Source organism: Latilactobacillus sp. (genome assembly GCF_033176295.1).
GTDB lineage: Bacteria > Bacillota > Bacilli > Lactobacillales > Lactobacillaceae > Latilactobacillus > Latilactobacillus sakei.
Genome location: NZ_JAMQEX010000007.1, coordinates 54,379 through 70,276, shown reverse-complemented (window position 1 = coordinate 70,276; position 15,898 = coordinate 54,379). Strand labels below are relative to the sequence as shown.

The window sequence follows — 15,898 nt, the reverse complement described above, 5'->3', positions numbered from 1 at the left end:
TGCTTTTCTTTAGTGAACAATTCTGCTAACATAATCAGGGTAAGTGTATTAAGCAATTTGAGAAGATAATACACCATTAAATTAGAACTTATTAGGAGGCCTTTTACATGAGTCAACCACAAATCGGTGTTATCGGGATGGCAGTTATGGGCAAGAACTTAGCATTGAATATTGAAAGCCGCGGTTATACAGTTGCCATTTATAACCGGACTGGTGCTAAGACAGAAGCTGTGATACAAGATCATAGTGAAAAGAAATTAGTCGCAAGTTACACAATCGAAGACTTCGTTAAATCATTAGAAAAACCACGTCGGATTATCTTGATGGTTAAAGCTGGTGCTGGTACAGATGCCGTCATCAACGAATTATTACCTTTATTAGATAAAGGTGACATTTTAATTGATGGTGGGAACACCTTCTTCGGCGATACAATTCGTCGCAATGCCGAACTAGACAAATCAGGGATTAACTTTATTGGTATGGGTGTTTCCGGCGGCGAATTAGGTGCCTTAGAAGGTCCTTCAATGATGCCAGGTGGCCAAAAAGAAGCTTATGATTTAGTGGCCCCTATCTTGGAACAAATGTCAGCTAAAGCTGAAGACGGCCAACCATGTGTCACATACATCGGCCCTAACGGTGCTGGTCACTATGTCAAAATGGTCCACAATGGGATTGAATATGGCGACATGGAATTAATCTCAGAAAGTTATAACTTGTTAAGAAACGTTGTTGGTTTATCTGTTGAAGAAATCGCTGATGTCTTCAAAGAATGGAACCACGGCGAATTAGACAGTTACTTGATGGAAATCACAGCTGACATCTTGACCCGTAAAGACGATTTAGGCACAGACAAGCCAATCGTAGACGTTATTTTAGATGCTGCTGGTAACAAAGGGACTGGTAAGTGGAGTTCACAAAGCGCCCTTGAATTAGGTGTGCCACAATCATTGATTACAGAATCAGTTTACGCCCGTTATATCTCAGCAATGAAGGACGAACGGGTAGCTGCAAGCAAGATTTTACCTGCCCCAACAGTTGCTAAGTTAACTGAAGATAAGAAAGAATTGATTGAAAAAATTCGTCAAGCACTTTATTTCAGTAAGATCATGAGTTACGCACAAGGTTTCGAACAAATGCGGGTGGCTTCAGATCAATATGACTGGTCATTAAACTACGGCGAAATCGCTAAAATCTGGCGTGCCGGCTGTATCATTCGTGCCCGTTTCTTACAAAAGATTACGGATGCCTTTGATAAGAAAGCTGATTTAAATAACTTATTATTAGATGATTACTTCTTAGATATTACGAAGAAGTATCAAGGTGCTGTTCGGGATATTGCGGCATTGGCAATCCAACAAGGTGTGCCTGCTCCTGGTTTAACCGCTGCAATCACATACTTTGATTCATATCGTTCAGAAGTATTGCCTGCTAACTTAATCCAAGCACAACGCGATTACTTTGGTGCCCATACTTATGAACGGACAGACCGCGAAGGTATCTTCCATTACACATGGTACAAAGAACAATAATTTTTAATCGAATCTAAAGAATCCAGACGAAAGCCTCATTTTCGTCTGGATTTTTTTGAGGCGTTACCAATTGCGTTATTGTGGTGCTTAAATAATCAGGGGGACGTGCTTTGCAGCGAGATTTGTTAGTTATTTATGAGGAACTATGCTAAAATGAATGAGTAAGTGGCTACTACTGACGAGTTGATTCTTAGAGAATTCTTATCTACGAAGAACGTTCAGCGTGGACATTAAATTTCTTTTTTAGGGAGTGACTAAATGAGTCGCATATTAATTATTGAAGATGAGAAAAATTTAGCCCGGTTTGTTGAGCTTGAATTAAAGCACGAAGGCTATGGGACCGAAGTACATTTCAATGGGCGTACTGGTTTAGAAGCTGCTTTAAACGAAGACTGGGATTCAATTTTATTGGATCTAATGTTACCTGAATTAAATGGGTTAGAAGTTTGCCGACGGGTTCGACAAGTTAAAAATACACCGATTATCATGATGACAGCGCGCGATTCCGTTATTGATCGGGTATCAGGGCTTGATCATGGTGCTGACGATTATATCGTTAAACCATTTGCGATTGAAGAACTTTTAGCCCGGCTACGCGCCTTGTTACGCCGGATCGATATTGAAGGCGAACATAACGCTGCCAAACAAACGACGGTGACTTATCGCGATTTAACAGTCGAGAAGGAAAACCGAATCGTTCGTCGTGGTGATGATATTATTGAATTAACGAAACGTGAATACGAATTACTATTAACCTTAATGGAAAACGTTAACGTGGTCTTAGCGCGGGATGTCTTGTTAAGCAAGGTCTGGGGTTATGATTCCGACGTTGAAACGAACGTGGTCGATGTTTATATTCGTTATTTGCGGAATAAAATCGATCGAACGGGCGAACAAAGCTATATTCAAACCGTTCGGGGAACTGGATATGTGATGCGCTCGTGATAACAAATGACTTAGAGACACCCAGTGAAAATAATAATAAGGGTCGTAAAATATCGTTAAAGGTGAAATGGGCAGCTGCAGTTGGGTTGGCCATTTTTATCACCTTTGCGATTTTTTCAATTGTGATTTTCAGTAGTATTTCGAACATTTTATTGCATAAGGAAGTCGATAATGTTCACGATACAGTGACTGTCATCCAACAACGTTTGGGGCGCCCGGAAAAGACGCTAACATCAGAATTTGTTGCTGAACAATTAGATCCAGCCCCTAGAGATTCTAAAGCAATTTATCAAGATTCGGTTTTAATGCGTTTGGCACAGCAGGATACGACGGTTAAAGTTTACGATCAAAATCGGCAAGGGTTATTCGCCTCACGTGGTCGAGCCACCTCTTTTCCAAAGCAAGACACCGATGTCTTAAAGCGGGAGCATATTTTTGGGAAGATTCATTTAATGGGGATTCGCCCCATTAAGACTGCTAACACGAATCGCACCATCGGTTATGTTGAAGTGACTAATAATCTAAGGGATTATAATCATGCGATGCTGGAATTACGGATCGTTCTGGTGGTTGTTGTGTTATTTGCAATGTTGTTTAGTGCTGTAATTGGTTACTTATTAGCCAATCGTTTCTTGCAGCCGATTGAGGCAATGAAGCAGACGATTGAAGCTATTAATGTTGAACCAAATTCGAATGTGCGGATTCCGGAAACTAGGCGGAGTCAAGATGAACTTTCGGACCTGGTCATTGCGTTTAATGAAATGTTAAATCGGATTCAGCATTACTTTGAACAACAAGATCAATTTGTGAGCGATGTCTCGCATGAATTACGGACCCCGGTTGCGATCATTGAAGGTCACCTCCAATTATTGAATCGGTGGGGCAAAGATGATCCGGAAGTCTTGTCGGAATCTTTAGCAGCTTCTTTGCAAGAAATTTTACGGATGAAGAACTTGATTCAAGAAATGTTAGATTTAACGCGGGCTGATCAGGCGGTGACACAAGGCACCACTGAGGTGACGGATGTTGGGAAAGTTGTTTTACAAAATTATCATAATTTTGAGATGCTCTATCCTGAATTTACGTTTATTTTAGATGATGATTTGCATGGTCAAGCTTTAGTCAATATTAACCGGAACCACCTTGAGCAAATCATGATTATTCTATTGGATAACGCGATTAAATATTCAACGACGCGCAAGGAAATTCATATCGCGGTGGCTAACGATGAACGTTATGCGCAAGTTGCTGTCCAAGATTTTGGTGAAGGGATTTCGGAAGAAGATAAGAAAAAGGTTTTCCACCGGTTCTACCGGGTTGATAAGGCTCGGAGTCGGGAAAAAGGCGGTAATGGTTTAGGGTTAGCTATCGCCCAACAATTAGTTGAAGGCTACGATGGTAATGTCTCACTTGAAAGTAGTGTCGGACATGGGTCGGTCTTCCGGATTGAATTGCCACTCGTTAGAGAAACAAAGGCCGCACCAGAAGAAGATGCTGATTAAAAAAAGAGTGTGTTGTCAGTGGTTAGCTTTTGAGCACTTGCAGAACTTGGCGAATTGGTGATAAAATCACCGGTTTGATAAGTTTAGCAAAGCACAGAAAGTTACTGACAAAAGCACGTTTAAACCATCAATATTCGGATATCAAAAAGAGGCTCAGACAAAATTATTTTGTCTGAGCCTCTTTTAGTATCTCTAATTATGCTTGTGGTTTGTGGCGTTGTTTGCCTGAGTTACGTTTGCCTGTTTCAGAAGGCATCGTTGCCTTATTGGTGTGCGTGGTTTCTGGTGTCACAGGTGTTTCAGTTGCTTTAGCAGCTGCTTTTTTGGTGAACATGTCTTTTGTGACGACTGTGACGATTGGTTTTTCTTTGATTTCTTGATCAATACGTTTTTTAACACGGGGCATGATGATGAAGGTTGTGATCATTTGTTGAATAATCATAATCATCCCGCCGGCAAGGAAGTAAAGTGCTAAACCAGCTGGTGCAAATAACGAAATGAAGAATGTAATCGCAGGACTCATAAGGACGGTTGTTTGCATTTGTTTTTTTTGTTCAGCGGGCATCCCAACTAGTGAGAGGGCGCTTTGACCAACGTAAAAGAGGGTCGCAATAATGGTGATAATGATATTGGGTTGACCTAAGCCAATCCCGAAGAAATGACTACTTGAAATTTCGGGTGAGTATTGAATCGCTTGGTATAAACCAGAGAAGATTGGTAATTGAATTAATAAGGTTAAACAGCCAAGGCTAGGCATCATACTTGAATCATTTTCCTTATAAACCTTCATCATTAATTGGCTTAATTCGGCTTTTTCTTCAGGTGTTGTGGCAACCTTTTGTTGTGCTTGAACGATATCTAATTGTGGTTTCAAACGACGCGTTTTTTCTTGTTGCGCAGTCATTTTATTTGATTGGTTAAGCATTAATGGGAGTAAAATCATCCGCACAACGAAGGTGATGATGATGATCGCCCAGCCGTAACCATTGATGCCGCCGAAGAAATCAGCGATGCGTTCCATAATATGTTGTAATGGGACGGCGATGTATTTATAGGATGAACCATAGATGAAGCCAGTTGGGACTTTAGGATGGCTACTCATTTTTTGTGGCATACAGCCGGATAGAAATAATGTAACGGTCATTGCTAGCATCGCAAGTGTTGCGAAGCGTTTTGAATTTTTCATAAATTTAGCCCTTTCAAGATAAGTTTCAATAAGTGTAACTATACTGTAAGGGGCAACGTTTTTCAACCGACAACTGAAAATTTATGACACGCTGACACATCTTCCAAGGGTGTTTGAACAACACGATCAACGCGCCCACTAGGGGTCGGAGACGCTTTAATGGCGCCAATGAACTGTTCCAAAATGGCATCGGGGCCCATTGCGATAATTTTGACAGAACCATCGGGTTGGTTAGAGACGGTGCCAGTAATCCCTAATCGATCGGCCACCAGCTTAGTTGTCCAGCGGAAGCCGACACCTTGAACTCGGCCAAATACATCTAATTGGACTGCTTTTTGCATATTAATCACCTCTAGTCCATTGTAATCGCTTGGCGGTGATTTGGCGATTAAAAAGCAAGGCGCTGGCCCCATAGAATTTACAGGCCAAGTCGCGTATAATAGAAAGTACTAAATAGACTGGAGCACAACATGGAATACATTCAATCGAACCAAAATACTAAGATTAAAGCGGCTAAGAAATTAACCGTCAAGAAAAACCAACGTAAAGAAAATACTTATTTATTAGAAGGCTGGCATTTAGTGCAAGAAGCCATCCAAAATAAAGCAGTGATTCGCCAAGTCTTTGCCACCGAAAAATACGTTGATGAACGCGCCTTACGTGGTTTATATGATGATACTTTTGAAATCGCACCGGAAGTAGCCCAACACCTTAGCGAAACAAAAGCGCCACAAGGGATTTTTGCCGTTGTTGAGATGTCAGAAACACCAATGCCTGAAAAATTAACGGGTCGTTACTTATTATTAGACGCCGTTCAAGATCCTGGTAATATCGGCACGATGATTCGGACAGCAGATGCTGCTGGCTTTGCCGGTGTGGTTTTAGGGAATGGGAGTGTTGATCTATACAATCCTAAATTATTGCGGTCAATGCAAGGCAGTCACTTCCATTTACCAATCTATCAAGGTAACTTAATCGACTGGATGAAGAAATTCAACTCACAAGACGTACCGGTATATGGAACAGAATTAAACCCCGAAGCCATCAGTTATCAAGATGTGCCTAAGACCGCCGATATGGCTTTGATTTTAGGTAATGAAGGAAACGGTGTTGCCAAAGATGTCTTAGCAGCTACGACCCAAAACCTTTACATTCCAATTCCTGGGAATGCAGAATCATTAAACGTTGCAGTTGCTGCCGGGATTTTAATGTTTAAATTGATTGAAGGCTAATTCTTAAGTTTTCTTAATGAAGCGTTTTTTTTGAAGCAAATGACTTCTTTTTTAATCAAAAAGCTGTTATTCTTGTGGCAGAATTTGAATTTAAATCAGTCAGGAGTCTTTGAATGAACGCAACAGCTAAGTGGTATCAAGATGCAGATTATATGGCACTGATCGCCGATTTGTTAGAAAAAGAAGAAGTTCAAAAATTAGCAAATTACACACAGCATCATCATTCGGATCGTTTAGAACATTCACTCAGTGTTTCTTATCGAAGCTACGAGCTTGCCAAGAAGTGGCATCTTAACGTCCGCTCAGTTGCCCGCGCAGGCTTATTACATGATTTGTTCTATTACGATTGGCGCGATACGAAGTTTGATCTGGGGACCCATGCTTATGTGCACCCACGGATTGCTCTTCGGAACGCTGAGAAGTTAACTGAATTGTCACCAATGGAAAAAGATATTATTGTTAAACATATGTGGGGCGCAACTGTCAGCCATCCTAAATATCGTGAGAGTTATATCGTTTCATTAGTTGATGATTATTGTGCGATTACTGAATTTTGTTCGCCACTGTGGTCAAAATTCAAACAAAAAGTACGCCATCAATCAGCGGCCACACAAACCAACAAATAAAAGATGCCCAATCCTCAAGGTTGCTTTTTGCAACCTTTTTGAGTACACTTATTAATAATAAGTGTGAGGTGAGTAATGATGAGTATTGTAAAAGAAAATGCTAATTCTGACTGTCAAGAGACCTTCCAACTCTGTCCTAAATTTGAAAAAACATTCTCAATTTTAGGCAAGAAGTGGAATGGTCTGATCATTGATGTATTATTAGAAGGGGGCGCACAGCGCTTCAAGCATTTGGTTCATAGTGTGCCCAAGTGCAGTGATCGTGTGTTAGTTGAACGCTTGAAAGAATTAGAGCAAGCGGGCATCGTTGCTCGCATAACGAGTGCTGATTCATCGTTGATTGAATATCAACTAACTGAAAAAGGCGAATCGCTAGCACCTGTTATGGATGCGGTCCATAATTGGTCTGACCAATGGTGCAATACGAACGACTAGTTGCTTAATCATTGAATTTACGCTAAAATAAAGTTTATAGACAAAGATGAAAAAGAGTAACCTAACAACCAACTTTCAGGGAGAATAATCATAGACTGTAAGTTATTCAGTTGAGTTTAGGTGAAGTTCACTTTCAGAGTTGACCGTTGAGTCCGGTATTGCCCGTTACGCAAACTTGAGTGTATGACTAGGTCATAAACTAGGGTGGTACCGCGAAGCTTCGTCCCTTTTGAGGACGGGGCTTTTTTTGTTGGCAAAAATAAGGAGGAAATCAAATGTCATTGAAGGAACAGTTGGAACACTTGCAACAAAAGAGTTTGCAAGATATCCAAAAAGTTGTTGATTTAGATGCATTGAATCAGATTCGAGTAGAAGTACTTGGCAAGAAAGGGCCAATTACGGAGGTCTTGCGTGGTATGCGGGACTTAAGTAACGAAGAACGGCCTAAAGTAGGGGCTTTTGCAAACGAAATTAAGAGTGATTTAGCACAAGCAATTGAAGCGCGCAAAGCAGAATTAGAAGCTAAAAAAGAAGCTGCTCAATTAGCGCACGAAACAATTGACGTTACTTTACCAGGACAACCTGTTAAAAAGGGCACACCGCATGTTTTAACGCAAGTGATTGATGATTTAGAAGATTTATTCATCGGGATGGGCTATCAAGTCGTTGCCGGGTTTGAAGTGGAAGATGAAAAACATAACTTTGAAATGTTAAACATGCCTGCTGATCATCCGGCACGGGATATGCAAGATACCTTCTACATCACAAAAGATACGTTGATGCGGACCCATATGTCACCTAACGAAGCACGCGATCTTGAAAGCCACGACTTTGCTAATGGCCCCATCAAGATGATTAGCCCAGGTCGTGTTTACCGTCGTGATACCGATGACGCCACGCATTCACATCAATTCTACCAAATGGAAGGCCAAGTGATTGATAAGAACATTACGATGGCTGACTTAAAAGGGACCTTAGAATACACAATCCACCACATTTTTGGTGAAGATCGTGATTTACGTTTCCGGCCAAGTTACTTCCCATTCACGGAACCTTCTGTCGAAGTCGATATCTCATGTTTCCGTTGTAATGGCGAAGGCTGCAGTGTCTGCAAACAAACTGGTTGGATTGAAGTCTTGGGTGCAGGGATGACGCATCCAAACGTTTTAAAAGCCGGCGGTGTTGATCCAGAAGTTTACGGTGGTTTTGCTTTTGGACTTGGAATCGATCGGTTTGCAATGTTGAAATATGGTGTGGATGATATTCGGAACTTCTATTTAAACGATGTCCGATTCTTAAATCAATTCACACAGGAGGTTTAAGCAATGAAAGTATCTTATAACTGGTTAAAAGACTATTTAGATTTAACAACAGCGCCAGAAGCACTCGCAGAAAAAATTACCCGGACAGGGATTGAAGTCGCAGATGTTGCGCAAATGAGTGCGGGCTTGAAAAAAATTGTTGTGGGACACGTTTTAAGTTGCGAACCACATCCTGATTCAGATCATTTACATGTTTGTGAAGTTGATGTTGGTGAAGAAGAGCCCTTCCAAATTGTCTGTGGTGCGCCTAATGTGGCCGCTGGGCAATATGTGATTGTGGCCTTACCTAACTCACGAATTGCAGATAACGTGAAGATTAAAAAAGGCAAGATGCGCGGCGTTGTTTCAATGGGCATGATCTGTGGCCTACAAGAAATTGGTTTTGCCGATAGCGTTGTGCCTAAAGAATATGTCGACGGGATCTTTGTTTTCCCAGAAGCAATTGCACCGGGGACTGACGTTTATGAAGCACTTGGGATGACTGATTACATTATCGATCTTGATTTAACGGCTAACCGAGCCGATGCGCTTGGAATTCACGGGGTGGCTCATGAAGTAGCAGCGATTGAATCATTGACACCTCATTTTGAAGACGTAGCTGTTTCAGAAAGTGATGTTCAAACAAAAAATCAACTCAGTGCACAAGTGGCTGATGAACAGTTAGCGCCTAGTTATCACCTCCGGATGTTACAAAACGTGACGGTCCAACCAAGTCCATTGTGGTTACAAACCCGTCTTTGGAATGCTGGTATTCGCCCCATCAATAACCTTGTTGATGTGACAAACTACATGATGTTAACGTATGGTCAACCATTACACGCTTTTGATGCCGATACTTTAACTGGCGATCATAAGCAAATTGAAGTTCGTTTAGCTAAAACAGGTGAAAAATTAACGACCCTTGATGAAGCAGAACATGATTTAACCAATGAAGATATTGTCATCACAGATGGTAACCAACCAATCGCATTAGCGGGGGTCATGGGTGGTTTCAATTCAGAAATTACGGCTAATACTAAAAATGTGATTATCGAAGCTGCTATTTTTGCCCCAACGGCTGTTCGGAAAACGGCACAACGCCATAACTTACGTTCAGATGCCTCATCACGTTTTGAAAAAGGTGTGAATGTCGCTGATGTTCAAGTGGCTTTAGATGCCGCCGCCGCTATGATGGCTGAATTGGGTGCTGGTCAAGTCACTGCTGGGGTCGTGAGCCCAACAAACTTGGCACCACAACCTAAAGTAATTCAAATCGATTCAGCACGGGTCAACCGTGTATTGGGCACTGACATGAGTGTTCAAACGATGATTGATTTACTTGAACGTTTTGGTTTTGAAGTGGCTAACAACGCTGACCAATTGACGGTGACAATTCCTGCCCGTCGTTGGGATATTGAAATCCAAGCAGACGTGATTGAAGAAATCGCTCGTTTATACGGTTACGATAATTTACCAAGTACATTACCAACTGGCGATATGACAACTGGTGCTTTGACAACCGAACAAAAGGCGCTTCGCCGGACACGTCATACGCTTGAAGGCGCTGGTTTAACCCAAGCAATTAGTTATGCCTTGACGACTGAAGAAAAAGCAGGGCAATTTGCATTAGCTGCTAAACAAACAGCGACTGTTCTTGATTGGCCAATGACGCAAGATCATGCTTATTTACGAATGAATCTGGTTACTGGGTTACTCGATGATGCGGCCTACAACGTCGCACGGAAACAAACAGACTTAGCATTGTACGAACAAGGCCGGGTCTTTTTACAACACGCTGATCAAGCGCGTCCTAATGAAGTCGAATATGTTGCTGGTTTAATGAGCGGTAATCGCCAAGTCAAATCATGGCAAGAAGCGGCAGCACCAGTGGATTTCTATACAATCAAGGGTGTTGTTGATACCTTGATGGCTAGCTATAACTTGCAAGCAGCAGTTGCCTACCAAGCAACAGATGCTTATCCAGAGATGCATCCGGGTCGGACTGCCGCTATTTATGTCGGTGAAACATTCATCGGAATTGTTGGTCAAATCCATCCTAAAATTGCGAAAGCCACACATTTAAAAGAAACTTATATTTTTGAATTAGACTTGGCTAAAATCTTAGAATTACAACGTCAAACAATTATTGCCAAACCAGCACCTAAGTTCCCAGAAGTGACACGGGATATTGCCTTACAAGTGCCTGAAGCAGTTACGAATGCTGAATTGGTCAACGCAATCAAGGAAAAAGGCGGCCGTTATCTTGTTTCAGTATCATTATTCGACGTTTATGCGGGCAGCCATATCGAAGCTGGCGAGAAGTCAATGGCTTATACATTGACATATCTCAATGAAGACGCTACTTTAACAGAAGAAGAAGTTAACGCGGCCTTTGAAAAAGTTGTGGCGCACTTAGTGGCAACTTTCCAAGCGAAAGTCCGTTAATCTACGAATCTTTAATGCAATTTTTGAATAATTTGGTATAATGTTTTAAGGATTGTATTTAAAAGAGCAATTAGGAGGTCATCCTTTGAAGAATGCTGATCAAAAGGAGCCAGTTGATCAAAAAACGGCTGAAGAACGGCAATACGCTGAACGACGGGCTGAAAAAAAAGCAGCTAATAAAATTGTCTATTGGATTATTAGTATCCTGATAGCCTTAGTCATCATTATTGGTTTTATGGGGTATCGCTTTGTCCAATCATCGTTGAAACCTTATAACACAAATGCTAAACAAGAAATTACGGTTCAGATTCCTAACGGATCAACCAACAAGGAAATTGCCGCTATCTTACAAGATAAGCGACTCATTCGGAATGCATCTGTCTTTAACTATTACGTGAAGACACATAACTTTACCGATTTCCAAGCTGGTTATCACGTTTTGAAACAATCAATGAGCTTAGATAAGATTATTGCTAACCTTCAAAAAGAAGGGACGCCAACCCGTCCTCGCGATTCGAAGGGTAAGGTCTTAGTCAAAGAAGGGGTTACCCTTGAACAGATTGCAACTGCAGTCGGCAAGGAAACCAAATTCTCGAAGGCTGCTTTCATGAAGCAGGTTCAAGATAAGAAATTCTTGGCAAGTCTTGAGAAGAAATACCCACAACTCTTGTCATCAACGATGGCTAAGAAGAACGTTCGTTATCACTTAGAAGGTTATCTCTTCCCAGCAACGTATGAAGTCTATAAAGACAGCACGTTGAAAGAATTGATTACCGAAATGGTGAAGACAACGGATCAAAACTTACAACCATATTATGCAACAATGAAGAATAAGAAATTGTCTGTTCAACAAACATTAACATTGGCCTCATTAGTTGAACGTGAAGGGGTAACCGCAAGTGATCGTCAAAAGATTGCTGGTGTCTTCTTTAACCGTTTAGATATTGATATGCCAATTCAATCAGATATTTCTGTTATGTACGCATTGAATACGCATAAGACACATCTCTATAATAAAGATACTAAAGTCGACTCACCTTATAACCTCTATGTTCATTCAGGTTACGGGCCAGGACCATTTAACTCGCCAAGTTTACAATCTATAACGGCGGTCTTAAACCCAGCTGATCGTGATCAAGGTTATCTCTACTTTGTGGCTAACTTGAAGACGGGTAAGGTTTATTACTCGAAGACTTTCGAGCAACATACAGACACAACGAGCTCGATTGAAGATTAGTAATGTATCATAGAAGTCGACCTCAAGCGGGGTCGACTTCTGTCTGTCCAAAAAGAAGTTGAGAAAAAGGAGCGTCTAATGACGAGTCAAAAAAAAGCACCCATAATTATCGGCGTAACTGGTGGTTCAGGTAGTGGCAAAACCACTGTTAGCCAGGCAATCGCACAAAAATTTGCAAACCATTCGGTGATGTTATTACCACAGGATGCGTATTATAAACATCAAGATGGTTCGTTTGAAGAACGCCAAGAAACCAACTATGATCATCCAGATGCGTTTGATACTGATTTATTGATCGAACAAGCAACCATGTTGAAAAATCATCAATCAATTGAACAACCTGTTTATGATTATAAAATCCACAACCGGACAGATGAAGTTGTCCATGTGGAACCACAAGATGTGATTATCTTGGAAGGAATTTTGGTATTAGCGGATGCCCGGTTACGTGATTTGATGGACATCAAAGTTTACGTTGATACGGATGATGATATTCGTTTATTAAGACGGATGAGTCGTGATATGGAGAGTCGGGGACGTTCATTTGATGATATTGTGATGCAATATCTCAAGACAGTTAAACCTATGTTCCACGAATTTATTGAACCAACAAAACGGTATGCAGATTTAATCGTGCCCGAAGGTGGTAACAACCGAGTGGCGATTGATCTCTTGGTAACGAAGATTCAATCTATTCTAAATATGAATGACTAATAATTAAACGAGGTGACTATAATGGCACAAAAAAAATTCCCAATGACTGCAGAAGGTAAAGAAAACCTAGCTAAAGAACTTGAAAACTTAAAAATGGTTAAACGACCAGAAGTAATCGATCGGATTAAGATTGCACGTAGTTTCGGTGATTTATCAGAAAACTCTGAATACGAATCTGCTAAAGATGAACAAAGCTCACTTGAAACACGGATCGTTGAAGTTGAAAACATGCTTCGTTTTGCTGAAGTGATTGATGTTGACAATATTGCTGTTGATGAAATCGCTGTTGGTAAAACTGTCAGCTTCACAGATGATGAAGATGGCGAAGAAGAAACTTATCAAATCGTTGGTGCTGCAGAATCTGATCCATTTAACGGTAAGATTTCAAATGACTCACCAATTGCCCAAGCATTAGTTGGCAAACACGTCGGTGACAAAGTCGTGGTTCAAACACCAGGCGGCGACATGCACGTAACCATTACGGAAGTTAAATAGAGTGCGTCATTAAGCGGGTGCAACCTGAGGATTAGCCTAATAGGGTGAATAAGCGACGATAGTCGATTATTTGACCTATGTAGCTAACCGGAAGGTTGTGCTTAATGAAAGCACGTTTCAAAAATAGAGTGCTGACTCAAACGGGTTGGCTTTGAGGATTAACCTAAAACCGGGGATTATGGCACACTTGGCCATGGTTCCCGGTTTGTAGTTAACCGGAAAAGACAGTTTGAGAAGCACGTTTCAAAAATAACCTGCTAACTAAAAGGGTCGGGACAAAGTTAATTTGTCCCGGCTCTTTTTTTAGTTGAACTTTTATAGTCAAACCGTTTCAAACGCACTCTTTTTGAGTTAATCAGCCCCTAGACTGATTGGCGTTTAATGATTAAGCTTGTATAATGATTTTAAAGAGTTGAGAGGAGACCAAATTATGCCGTTTTTCTGGCGGATTTTTTTAATCGTAGAAGCAATCATCTTTGGGACCTTTATTTGGCAGATTATTACCTATCCGCCTTATTTAGTCTATATTATTATCGGGATTCTCGGATTAGTCTGGGCTAATAAACGCCGAATGGCTAATAAGCGGGGCTTTTGGACGACGTTTCTAACGATGATGAGTAGTGTGGCGGTCGCAGTGCCATTGTTGATTAATTTTTCATTATGGCTGATGTTGATTGTCGCGGTTGTTTTCATGGCGATCAACCATAGTCATGCGAGTCATTTTAATAACCGTAATTTAAACAATTTATTTGAAAATGCACCATGGCGCAAAAAGAATTTCATACCGATTAATACAACTGCTCCCAAGCCAAAACAAGCAACTGTTACACGGCATAATTGGTTTGGTCATCAGACGATTGGGACGAATATTTTTGAATGGGACGATATTAACTTTGCCGTCTTAGCTGGTGATACGATTATTGATTTAGGCAGTACGATTTTGCCTAAGGATGATAACCATATTGTCATTCGTAAAGGGTTTGGTAAAACGCGGATTTTAGTACCAGTTGGCACCGGGATTTATTTAGACCACTCGGCGATGTTAGGGACTGTCACGATTGACGAGCAACAATATCACTTGAAAAATGAGTCACTTCAGTTGTATAGTACCAATTATGATGAAGAAAGTCGCCATCTGAAAATTATCACGAATGTCGTGATTGGCGATCTTGAGGTGATTCTAGTATGAGTAAACTCGCGCGCAGTTTTGTGTTTATTAGTACCGGATTGTTGACGCTTCTGTTTTCAGTGGCGTTATTTTTTGCGTATTTCTATAGCATTCAACAAGATCAGTGGTTATTAAGTCTGGCAACGGTTCGCTTTTTCTATGTACCGTTAATTGCCTATATTATTGTGGCAGCGTTAATTGTGGCGACGGTTGTAACGAGTATTTTTTATCTCGTTTTGCGTCAACAGGTCTCACATACGGAGAGCCAATTACAATATTTAGTTTCCGGACAGTATGAATCACCCGTTTTTAAACAAATTAATGCCGATAATGGTAATTTTTCGATGACAATCGAACAAACAGTTGAACAATTACGACAAAAAATGATACGCTTACAACGTGACATTCAAAGTTATAGTGATCGGCCACCAGTCATTGCGGGGGAGACGAAGGAAGAAATTTTGGCCCAAGAGCGGCACCGTCTAGCTCGCGAGTTGCATGATTCTGTTAGTCAGCAGTTATTTGCGGCGACGATGATGTTGTCGGCATTAAGCGAAGTGGCCCAAAAACAAGCGGATAATCCGCAGCTGTTACAATCGCTAACGACGGTTGAGCGGGTCTTGAATGATGCGCAGTCAGAGATGCGGGCATTGTTGTTACATTTACGGCCAGTGACGTTGGAGGGTAAGAGTTTACGCGATGGGATTATTCAGTTGTTGAATGAATTGAAGACTAAAATTGCGGTGGAAATTACTTGGGATATTGATAATGTTATTCTACCAAGTGGGATTGAGGATAATCTGTTTAGAATCGTCCAAGAATTATTATCCAATACTTTGCGGCATGCGAAAGCCCAAGAAATTGAAGTCTATTTGAAAAAAATCGGCCAGACCGTTTTATTGAAAGTAATGGACGATGGCCAGGGCTTTGATCCAAAGGTTGCGCAAAAGGCTGGCAGTTACGGTTTAAATAACATTACAGAGCGAGCACAATCGGTTGGCGGAACGGCTAAGATTATTAGTTTACCCAACCAAGGCACAAGCGTTGAAATTAGAGTACCACTTTTGAAGGAGCGAAATTAAA

Annotated in this window: 15 protein-coding genes and 1 other annotated feature; of the genes, 13 read left to right on the top strand and 2 right to left on the bottom strand. The window is 41.0% G+C overall.

What is annotated here, in order from left to right:
• Nucleotides 1-107: 107 nt before the first annotated feature.
• The 3 genes from gndA to NDN60_RS05080 all read left to right on the top strand — a co-directional run bounded on the left by gndA (nt 108) and on the right by NDN60_RS05080 (nt 3,976).
• Nucleotides 108-1,529, top strand: coding sequence for an NADP-dependent phosphogluconate dehydrogenase (gndA, locus tag NDN60_RS05090; protein ID WP_011375079.1), 1,422 nt, complete (start codon nt 108-110; stop codon nt 1,527-1,529).
• A 258-nt stretch (nt 1,530-1,787) separates the two neighbouring features.
• Nucleotides 1,788-2,474, top strand: a complete 687-nt coding sequence (locus NDN60_RS05085) for a response regulator transcription factor (RefSeq protein ID WP_011375078.1) — start codon at nt 1,788-1,790, stop codon at nt 2,472-2,474.
• Complete coding sequence (locus NDN60_RS05080) at nt 2,471-3,976, top strand: HAMP domain-containing sensor histidine kinase (protein WP_056947252.1); 1,506 nt, start codon at nt 2,471-2,473, stop codon at nt 3,974-3,976. Before NDN60_RS05085 ends, NDN60_RS05080 begins: the two co-directional genes overlap by 4 nt.
• Before the next feature lie 196 nt (nt 3,977-4,172).
• On the opposite strand, the gene yidC is transcribed toward NDN60_RS05080, so the two are convergent.
• On the bottom strand, nt 4,173-5,162 hold the full coding sequence (yidC, locus tag NDN60_RS05075) for a membrane protein insertase YidC (RefSeq protein WP_011375076.1): 990 nt from the start codon (nt 5,160-5,162) through the stop codon (nt 4,173-4,175).
• A gap of 62 nt (nt 5,163-5,224) precedes the next feature.
• On the bottom strand, nt 5,225-5,503 hold the full coding sequence (locus NDN60_RS05070) for an acylphosphatase (protein WP_099947707.1): 279 nt from the start codon (nt 5,501-5,503) through the stop codon (nt 5,225-5,227).
• A gap of 129 nt (nt 5,504-5,632) precedes the next feature.
• Here NDN60_RS05070 and NDN60_RS05065 point away from each other — a divergent pair, with 129 nt between their 5' ends.
• From NDN60_RS05065 to NDN60_RS05020, 10 genes are all read left to right on the top strand, one after another.
• A complete protein-coding gene (locus NDN60_RS05065) occupies nt 5,633-6,394 on the top strand; it encodes a TrmH family RNA methyltransferase (RefSeq protein ID WP_011375074.1) in 762 nt (253 codons plus the stop codon).
• A 113-nt stretch (nt 6,395-6,507) separates the two neighbouring features.
• Nucleotides 6,508-7,020, top strand: coding sequence for an HD domain-containing protein (locus NDN60_RS05060; RefSeq protein WP_011375073.1), 513 nt, complete (start codon nt 6,508-6,510; stop codon nt 7,018-7,020).
• A 78-nt stretch (nt 7,021-7,098) separates the two neighbouring features.
• Entirely contained in the window at nt 7,099-7,455 is a 357-nt protein-coding gene (locus NDN60_RS05055; protein ID WP_099947796.1) for a winged helix-turn-helix transcriptional regulator, read from the top strand.
• A gap of 34 nt (nt 7,456-7,489) precedes the next feature.
• Nucleotides 7,490-7,686: a binding site (T-box leader), on the top strand.
• A gap of 44 nt (nt 7,687-7,730) precedes the next feature.
• Nucleotides 7,731-8,777 (top strand): phenylalanine--tRNA ligase subunit alpha, encoded by a 1,047-nt coding sequence (gene pheS / locus NDN60_RS05050; RefSeq protein WP_011375071.1) that lies wholly within the window; start codon nt 7,731-7,733, stop codon nt 8,775-8,777.
• Nucleotides 8,778-8,780: 3 nt separating this feature from the next.
• Entirely contained in the window at nt 8,781-11,201 is a 2,421-nt protein-coding gene (pheT, locus tag NDN60_RS05045; RefSeq protein ID WP_099947706.1) for a phenylalanine--tRNA ligase subunit beta, read from the top strand.
• A gap of 85 nt (nt 11,202-11,286) precedes the next feature.
• The gene (mltG, locus tag NDN60_RS05040; RefSeq protein ID WP_016265432.1) at nt 11,287-12,438 is read left to right on the top strand and encodes an endolytic transglycosylase MltG; all 1,152 of its coding nucleotides are present in this window, start codon (nt 11,287-11,289) and stop codon (nt 12,436-12,438) included.
• A gap of 39 nt (nt 12,439-12,477) precedes the next feature.
• Complete coding sequence (gene udk / locus NDN60_RS05035; RefSeq protein WP_226474417.1) at nt 12,478-13,152, top strand: uridine kinase; 675 nt, start codon at nt 12,478-12,480, stop codon at nt 13,150-13,152.
• 21 nt (nt 13,153-13,173) lie between these two features.
• Nucleotides 13,174-13,647, top strand: coding sequence for a transcription elongation factor GreA (gene greA, locus NDN60_RS05030; protein WP_011375067.1), 474 nt, complete (start codon nt 13,174-13,176; stop codon nt 13,645-13,647).
• A 430-nt stretch (nt 13,648-14,077) separates the two neighbouring features.
• On the top strand, nt 14,078-14,836 hold the full coding sequence (gene liaF / locus NDN60_RS05025) for a cell wall-active antibiotics response protein LiaF (protein ID WP_016265430.1): 759 nt from the start codon (nt 14,078-14,080) through the stop codon (nt 14,834-14,836).
• A complete protein-coding gene (locus NDN60_RS05020; RefSeq protein WP_056947241.1) occupies nt 14,833-15,897 on the top strand; it encodes a sensor histidine kinase in 1,065 nt (354 codons plus the stop codon). Before liaF ends, NDN60_RS05020 begins: the two co-directional genes overlap by 4 nt.
• Nucleotide 15,898: the final 1 nt, after the last annotated feature.